Source organism: Ruegeria sp. BB5, assembly GCF_056539405.1.
Genome location: NZ_JBQFUX010000001.1, coordinates 1,596,844 through 1,604,553, shown reverse-complemented (window position 1 = coordinate 1,604,553; position 7,710 = coordinate 1,596,844). Strand labels below are relative to the sequence as shown.

At 58.1% G+C, this 7,710-nt stretch carries 4 protein-coding genes and 1 pseudogene; 1 reads left to right on the top strand and 4 read right to left on the bottom strand.

Annotated elements, in window-relative coordinates; translation table 11 throughout:
- Positions 1 to 319 (bottom strand): annotated as a pseudogene (glyA, locus tag ACR0DL_RS07990) (serine hydroxymethyltransferase); the annotation flags it as partial.
- 168 nt (positions 320 to 487) lie between these two features.
- On the opposite strand from glyA, the gene ACR0DL_RS07985 reads away from it, so the two are divergent.
- Positions 488 to 1,249 carry an NAD kinase gene (locus ACR0DL_RS07985; protein ID WP_480688448.1) on the top strand — a complete coding sequence of 254 codons (762 nt, stop codon included), beginning with the start codon at positions 488 to 490 and terminating at the stop codon, positions 1,247 to 1,249.
- A 258-nt stretch (positions 1,250 to 1,507) separates the two neighbouring features.
- Here the strand turns inward: ACR0DL_RS07985 and ACR0DL_RS07980 are convergent, their stop codons facing one another.
- From ACR0DL_RS07980 to ACR0DL_RS07970, 3 genes are all read right to left on the bottom strand, one after another.
- Complete coding sequence (locus tag ACR0DL_RS07980) at positions 1,508 to 2,947, bottom strand: amidase family protein (RefSeq protein ID WP_480688446.1); 1,440 nt, start codon at positions 2,945 to 2,947, stop codon at positions 1,508 to 1,510.
- A gap of 94 nt (positions 2,948 to 3,041) precedes the next feature.
- Positions 3,042 to 4,931: a propionate-CoA ligase PrpE gene (prpE, locus tag ACR0DL_RS07975; RefSeq protein ID WP_170577592.1), complete on the bottom strand. Its 1,890-nt coding sequence runs from the start codon at positions 4,929 to 4,931 to the stop codon at positions 3,042 to 3,044.
- Positions 4,932 to 5,365: 434 nt separating this feature from the next.
- Positions 5,366 to 7,639: an NADP-dependent malic enzyme gene (locus tag ACR0DL_RS07970; RefSeq protein ID WP_480688444.1), complete on the bottom strand. Its 2,274-nt coding sequence runs from the start codon at positions 7,637 to 7,639 to the stop codon at positions 5,366 to 5,368.
- Positions 7,640 to 7,710: the final 71 nt, after the last annotated feature.

The following is a 7,710-nucleotide window of genomic DNA, read 5'->3' as shown; positions in this document are numbered from 1 at the left end:
GGCTGCCCGAGTTCGGCTGCACGTTGGCGAAGTCACACCCAAACAGCTGCTTGGCGCGGTCGATGGCCAGGTTTTCAGCGATATCAACGAATTGGCAGCCGCCATAATAGCGCCGACCAGGATAGCCTTCGGCGTATTTGTTGGTCATCACCGAGCCCTGCGCCTCCATCACAGCGGCAGAGACGATGTTCTCGGACGCAATCAACTCGATCTCATCGCGCTGGCGGCCCAGCTCAGATGTGATCGAACCAAAAAGCTCAGGGTCACGGTCGGATAGGGATTGGGTGAAAAAACCGGTGTCACGAAGATTAGCGTTCATGGGGGCTCCACAGGGCTGGGTAAGAATCTTGCGGATTTCCTATCGGAAACGATTCATATGCAAAAGCTGTAAAGCGACGATTTGGCCCGCTACGGCGTCAAGTCTGGCCTATTGGGGAAAGGTATGTTTGTTTCGGAACCAAATGTACAACACCGGAAACCGGAAAAGATGACAAAGAGAATCGCCTTTCTCGCAAGCGACGTCGAAGTGGCGCAATCTGCACGGGAAAGCCTTGTGAAACGGTATGGCAATGCAGCGCCCCGAGATGCGGATGTAGTGGTCGCGTTGGGGGGCGATGGATTCATGTTGCACACGCTGCACAACATGCAGCATCTGGACACGCCCGTTTATGGCATGAATCGCGGCACCATCGGGTTCTTGATGAATGAATTCCACGAGGACGATCTGTTGGATCGTTTGGCAGCGGCTGAGGAAGAGGTGATCAACCCGCTGACGATGCAGGCCATGGATCAATCCGGTAAGATGCACGAGGCGCTTGCGATCAACGAGGTATCGCTGCTGCGGGCCGGTCCGCAGGCCGCGCGTTTGAAGATCAGTGTCGATGGTCGGGTGCGGATGGATGAGTTGGTCTGCGATGGGGCCTTGCTGTCTACGCCCGCCGGATCAACGGCTTACAACTATTCGGCGCACGGGCCGATATTGCCTATTGGGTCGGATGTTCTGGCCTTGACGGCGATTGCCGCGTTCCGTCCACGCCGTTGGCGAGGGGCCCTGTTGCCCAAGATCGCGAAGGTTCGTTTCGACGTGCTGGACGCGGATAAACGTCCAGTCATGGCTGACGCGGATTCTGTTTCCTTTCCGGATATAGACTGGGTTGAGATTCGCTCGGAACCCACGATCCAACACCGTATTCTTTTCGATCCCGGGCACGGATTAGAGGAGCGCTTGATCTCGGAGCAGTTCACCTGATCTCTCAAAAGTGAACTTTTTCGAACTTGTGTGATCCAGTTCACAGGCGTTTGACTCACCCTTTGGTAATCTTAACTTGCCCGGAGAACACGCCAAGGTGGGAGTGAGTGGCCACCAGACGGCGTTTTCGAATGATTGCGCAGTTTTCGCGCCGGCGAGGGTAGGTGGTGCTACGCTCGTTGTCAGATTTCCGGGCTTATTTAAGCAAGCGGACCTCGGGTACAAGAACCCGAGGTCTATTTTTGTGATTGAGCGTATTCAATCGCGTTCTTCCATATTTTGCCATAGCGGCAGGCACATATGACCCACGCGGGCTTCGATCGCGGCGGCGGCGTCAACGGCCATGTCCTCGCGCCACTGACGCGCGGCGATCTGGATATTGATCGGTTGCGGCCCTTGCGGCAATTCGGCCAGACGCGCGGGCACACTAGCGGCAGGAAGCCCCAGGAAGTTCATCGCGTAGGAATAGACCGCACAACCCAGAACCTCGTGCACGCCTTCGGGCCCTTCGGTGTCCCGGTCAGGTTTGAAGAAGGGCTGCGGCAGGAAGGGTGACAGGACCAAAGGGTAATCCTGCATGAACAACGACCATTCCCGCGCATAGTGGCTGCGTTTTGCCATTACTTGCAGCAGTTCGGTGCCGAGAATGGGCGGAAACTCCTGAAAATAAACGTCAAAGATATTACGTATGGTTTCAGATCCGGCGGCCTCGATATCGCTTTTCAAAAGGGTCAGAACTTCGCCCATCAGCGCACGGTACCCGGTTCGGCCACAGTCGAATACGTCCGGCGGCGAGACCTCTTCCACCTGATAGCCCGCGTCATTCAGCGCATCGCGCGCGGTGTCCAGGGCCCTGTCGACCTCGGGATGCAGCGCATAGCCAAAGGTGTCTTTGGTGAAGGCTACCTTGATAGGGCCATCCATCGGCGCACCGCGCCAAGGCATCGGGACGTGAAACGGATCACGCGGGTCTGCTGCAATCAGGCTGGGCATCGACAGGTGAAGGTCGGCAGCAGAGCGAGTGATCAGCCCTTGTACTGACATGGATTGCGCCAATAATCCGCGCTCGGTTTGTTGGCTTGGGTTCCAGGCAGGCACGCGGCCCAGGCCGGGCTTTACGGTAACTGCACCGTTGGCGGCGGCTGGAAACCGCAAGCTGCCGCCAATGTCGTTGCCATGCGCCAACGCCCCGATCCCGGCCATTACGGCAGCCCCTGCGCCCCCTGACGAGCCGCCGGGCGAGATGTGCCGACCCCAGGGGTTCTGCGTGCGCCCATGCAGCGGGTTGTCTGTGTCAGCGCGAAACGAGAACTCGGGCGTGTTGGTGCGCCCGATCACCACCGCCCCGGCGTTTTGCAGGTTACGGACAATCGGCGCATCATCAGGCGCAATCACGTCTTTCAAGGCCACAACGCCATTTGAGGTGGCATGGCCCTTTTGATCGACATTGATTTTTATTGTGACTGGCACCCCGTGCAGCGGACCGGTTTGTGCGCCCTGTGTCCGCTTCTGATCAAGGGCGCGTGCGCGCTCCAACGCCTCGGCGCTCAAGTCCTCGACCACTGCGTTCAGGCCGGGGTTGGCCTGATGCATTCTGTCAACGGCGCTTTGCACCGCGTCCTCGGCGCTTAGATCCCCACTGCGGGTCAGGGCGGTCAAGTCGGTGGCGGTCAGACGCCAGATGTCTGTATGTGTCATGGGGCCTCACTGTCTTGAGCAGACAGTAGGGGCCTTGTGTCCGGTTGCAAGGGAAAGCCGTGCAGCGGGCGACCAAAGGCCGCCCGAGGCTTGGCTACTGCGCAAAGCCGATGGATTTCAAAGCCACGGTGATTTCGTCCAGAATGGCCGGATCATCGATAGTTGCGGGCATTTTGAATTCCTTGCTGTCGGCAATCGACACCATAGTCCCGCGCAGAATTTTTCCGGATCGGGTCTTGGGCAGGCGATCCACCACAACGGCTTGTTTAAATGCAGCCACCGGGCCGATCTTTTCACGCACCAGCTTGACCACATCCTGCACCACCTCGCCGTGGTCGCGATCGCAACCCGCGTTGAGACACAAGAAGCCTACTGGCATCTGACCCTTGAGTTGATCTGAAACACCGATCACTGCGCATTCGGCGACGTCAGGGTGGGCGGCCAGAACCTCTTCCATCCCGCCAGTAGACAGGCGGTGACCGGCCACGTTAATCACGTCATCGGTGCGCGCCATGATGTAGAGGTATCCTTCCTCATCAATCATGCCCGCATCGCCGGTTTCATAGTAGCCGGGGAATTGGTTGAGGTACGAGCTTTTGAACCGCTCTTTCGCATTCCACAGGGTTGGTAGTGTACCCGGGGGTAGCGGCAGCTTCACAGCAATCGCACCCAGTTCGCCGGGCTTCATCGGATGGCCACCTTCGTCCAGAATCTGCACGTCATAACCCGGCATCGGCTTGGCGGGGGACCCTAGCTTGACCGGCAATTCTTCGATCCCCAGCGGGTTTCCGGCAATAGTCCAGCCAGTTTCGGTTTGCCACCAGTGGTCGATCACCGGCACTTTCAGCGCGTCCTGTGCCCACTCGATCGTATCGGGGTCGGCGCGTTCACCGGCCAGAAACAAGGCGCGCAGGTTGGACAGGTCGTATTTTGCGATCAACTCACCCGAGGGATCCTCGCGCTTGACAGCGCGAATGGCGGTGGGGGCGGTGAAGAAGCTTTTGACCTTGTGTTCGGAAATCACCCGCCAGAAGGTGCCCGCATCGGGGGTGCCGACAGGTTTGCCTTCGAATACAATCGTGGTGTTGCCATGGATCAGCGGGGCATAGCAGATATAGGAGTGCCCCACGACCCAACCCACATCCGACGCCGCCCAAAAGACGTCTCCGGGGTCGACGTCATAGATGTTTTTCATAGTCCAGTTCAGTGCCACCAAATGACCAGCGGTGGGGCGCACGACGCCTTTTGGTGCTCCGGTAGTGCCCGAGGTATAGAGGATATAGGCCGGATCGTTGCCATCAACAGGCACACATTCCGCAGGTTCGACCCCGTATTGGAAGCCATGCCAGTTAAAGTCACGCCCCTCGATCAGTTGCGCTACTTCCTGCTCACGCTGGAAGATCACGCAGAAATCGGGTTTGTGGCTGGCCATGTCGATAGCACCGTCCAGCAACGGTTTGTAGTGAACCACGCGGCCCGGCTCCATCCCGCAGGACGCGGCGATAATTGCTTTGGGCTTGGAATCGTCGATCCGCACCGCCAACTCGTTGCTGGCAAAGCCGCCGAACACCACTGAATGCACGGCCCCCAAACGGGCGCAGGCCAGCATCGCCTCAAGCGCTTCGGGGATCATCGGCATGTAGATGATGACCCGGTCGCCTTTTTCGATACCCTTAGCTCGCAGCGCCCCTGCCAAAGTGGCCACGCGGTTGCGCAGCTCAACATATGAAATCTCGCGCTTGGTGTGGGTAATCGGACTGTCATAGATGATGGCCGTTTGCTCGCCTCGGCCACTTTCGACATGGCGGTCTACTGCATTCCAGCAGGTGTTGACCTTGGCATCGCAGAACCATTCATAAAGCGGCGCGTTCTCGTCAAACAGAGCCTTGGTCGGAGGTTGAACCCAATCGATCCCTTTGGCGGCCTCCATCCAGAACCCTTCTGGGTCGTTCTTCCAGCTTTCATATACGTCCTGATAGGCCATGGCGCCCTCCTCCAACACAGCTTTTGGAATGTGTTAGGCATCCTTAGCAAACCGGGCAAGCCGTGCAGCAGATGGCGCGTCAGTTTATCGCAAAAATATTTGCAACTTCGGTCAAATTGCTATGCAAATTTTTGCAAAATTCGTGCTTTTGAAAGGTTTTGTGGCAGGCGTGCAGCGGTTTTGCAAATGTGCAAACTCTACCATGCAAATCATGCGTTACGCAGGAATCAACTTGGCTGGCGTTTTGACGGGGCATAGGGTCGTGCCCCTTGGGCCGTCTCTGGCAAGTACCTAGTATAAAAGACACGGCGACACAGCATCAAGCGACGCGATGGCATCTGCAACACTGGTCGCAATACCATAACGTTTCCTGTGCACCGCGTAGCAATGACAGGGCTCTTTAGTCCTGTTCTACAGTTCGACCGGGGGGCGAACTAGCCGTAATGCGTGACCGGAGTGCCGCCAATCGCGGCCATGTTCAGCAATCCACGCGCGGTGATGGACGGGGTCACGATATGCGCCTTGTTCCCCATGCCCATCAGAATCGGCCCGACCTCAAGCCCGTCGGCTTTCATCTTCAGAATATTGCGCACGCCACTGGCCGCATCCGCATGAGCAAATATCAAAACGTTTGCGGCACCTTCCAGACGGGAGTTCGGGAAGATCCGCTCGCGCAGTTCCGGATCCAAAGCGGTGTCCAGGTTCATCTCGCCCTCATAGATGAAATCGCGGGGTTCGCTGTCCAGGATCGCAATGGCATCGCGCAGTCGCCTGCCGGACCCTTCGGCCTGATTGCCGAATTGCGATTGTGAGCAGAAGGCGATCTTGGGCTCGATTCCGAAACGGCGCACATGGCGGGCCGCGCCTATTGTGGTCTCGGCCAGTTCTTCAGGGGTGGGCAGTTGCCGCACATGGGTGTCGGCGATGAACAGGGGGCCATCTTCCAGGATCATCAGCGACAGGGCGCCATGGGGGCGCAAGTCGCCATCGTTGAGAACCTGCTCCACGTAGTTCAAATGCCAGCGGAATTCGCCGAACGTGCCGCAGATCATGCTGTCGGCTTCGTCGCGATGCACCATGATGGCACCGATGGCCGTGTTGTTGGTGCGCATGATCGCCTTGGCCTGGTCTGGGGTGACGCCGCGGCGTTGCATGATCTGGTGGTACGAAGACCAATAGTCGTAATAGCGCGGGTCGTCATGTGGGTTGACGATCTGAAAGTCTTGACCCGGACGTACCGCCAGCCCCAGCCGTTCACAACGAGTCTCGATCACTTCGGGGCGGCCAATCAGGATCGGGGTTTCGGTGGTTTCCTCAAGAATGGCCTGGGCCGCGCGCAGCACCCGCTCGTCCTCGCCCTCGGCAAAGACGATCCGGCGCGAGGCGACCGATGCGGCCTCAAAAACCGGGCGCATCAGCAAGGCGGATTTGAACACGGATTGGTTCAGACGCTCTTTGTACGCCTCGAGATCGGCGATCGGGCGCTTGGCCACGCCACTTTCCATCGCAGCTTTGGCAACGGCCGAAGAGACCACACCAACAAGGCGGGGGTCAAAGGGCTTTGGGATCAGGTAATCCGGCCCGAATGTCAGTTGCTCACCCTTGTAAGCGGCGGCGGCTTCGGCGCTGGTGGTAGCGCGGGCCATTTCCGCGATACCCTCTACGCAGGCAATTTGCATCTCGTCATTGATCTCGGTCGCGCCTACATCCAAGGCACCGCGGAAGATGAATGGGAAACACAGAACATTGTTGACCTGATTGGGAAAGTCGCTGCGCCCGGTGGCGATGATGGCATCCGGGGCCACCTCGCGCGCGGCTTGTGGCAAGATTTCCGGTGTCGGGTTCGCCAATGCGAAAATGATCGGGCGCTTGGCCATTTTTCCGACCATTTCAGGCTTAAGGACGTTAGGGCCGCTAAGGCCAAGGAACAGGTCGGCGTCACCGATCACGTCGTCCAGAGTGCGCAGGTCGGATTTCTGGGCGAATTGATCCTTATGCGGATTCATATCTTCGGCGCGGCCCTCATAGACCAGCCCATGAATGTCACACAGCCAGATGTTCTCGCGCTTTACGCCCAGTTTGACCAGCATGCTAAGGCACGCGATCCCTGCCGCTCCACCGCCGGTCGAGACAACCTTGATGTCCTCGAATTTCTTCCCTGAAACGTGCAGTGCGTTTCTGGCAGCGGCGCCTACCACGATGGCGGTGCCGTGCTGATCGTCGTGAAAGACCGGAATGTTCATCCGCTCACGGCACAGCTTCTCGACGGTAAAGCAATCGGGTGCCTTGATATCTTCCAGATTGATGGCGCCAAAGGTCGGTTCCAGCGCGCAAACGATATCGGCCAGCTTTTCAGGGTCGGGCTGATCGACCTCAATATCAAAACAGTCGATCCCGGCAAATTTCTTGAACAGAACGGCCTTGCCTTCCATCACCGGCTTGGATGCCAGCGCGCCGATATTGCCCAACCCCAGAACCGCTGTCCCGTTCGAGACGACCGCCACCAGATTGCCGCGTGCCGTATAGTGTTCGGCCTCAGCCGCGTCAGCCTTAATCTCAAGGCAGGCCTCGGCCACGCCAGGGGAATACGCGCGGGCCAAATCACGGCCGTTTGCCATGGGTTTTGTCGCCTTGATCTCCAACTTTCCGGGCTTTGGATAGGCATGGTAATCAAGCGCGGCCTGCCGCAGGCTGGGTGTGTCGGACATGGCGTCTCAGCTCCGTTTTCAAATTTGATTTAGCCTTAAACTATTTTTTTCTGCTTGGCTACGTTGTGCGA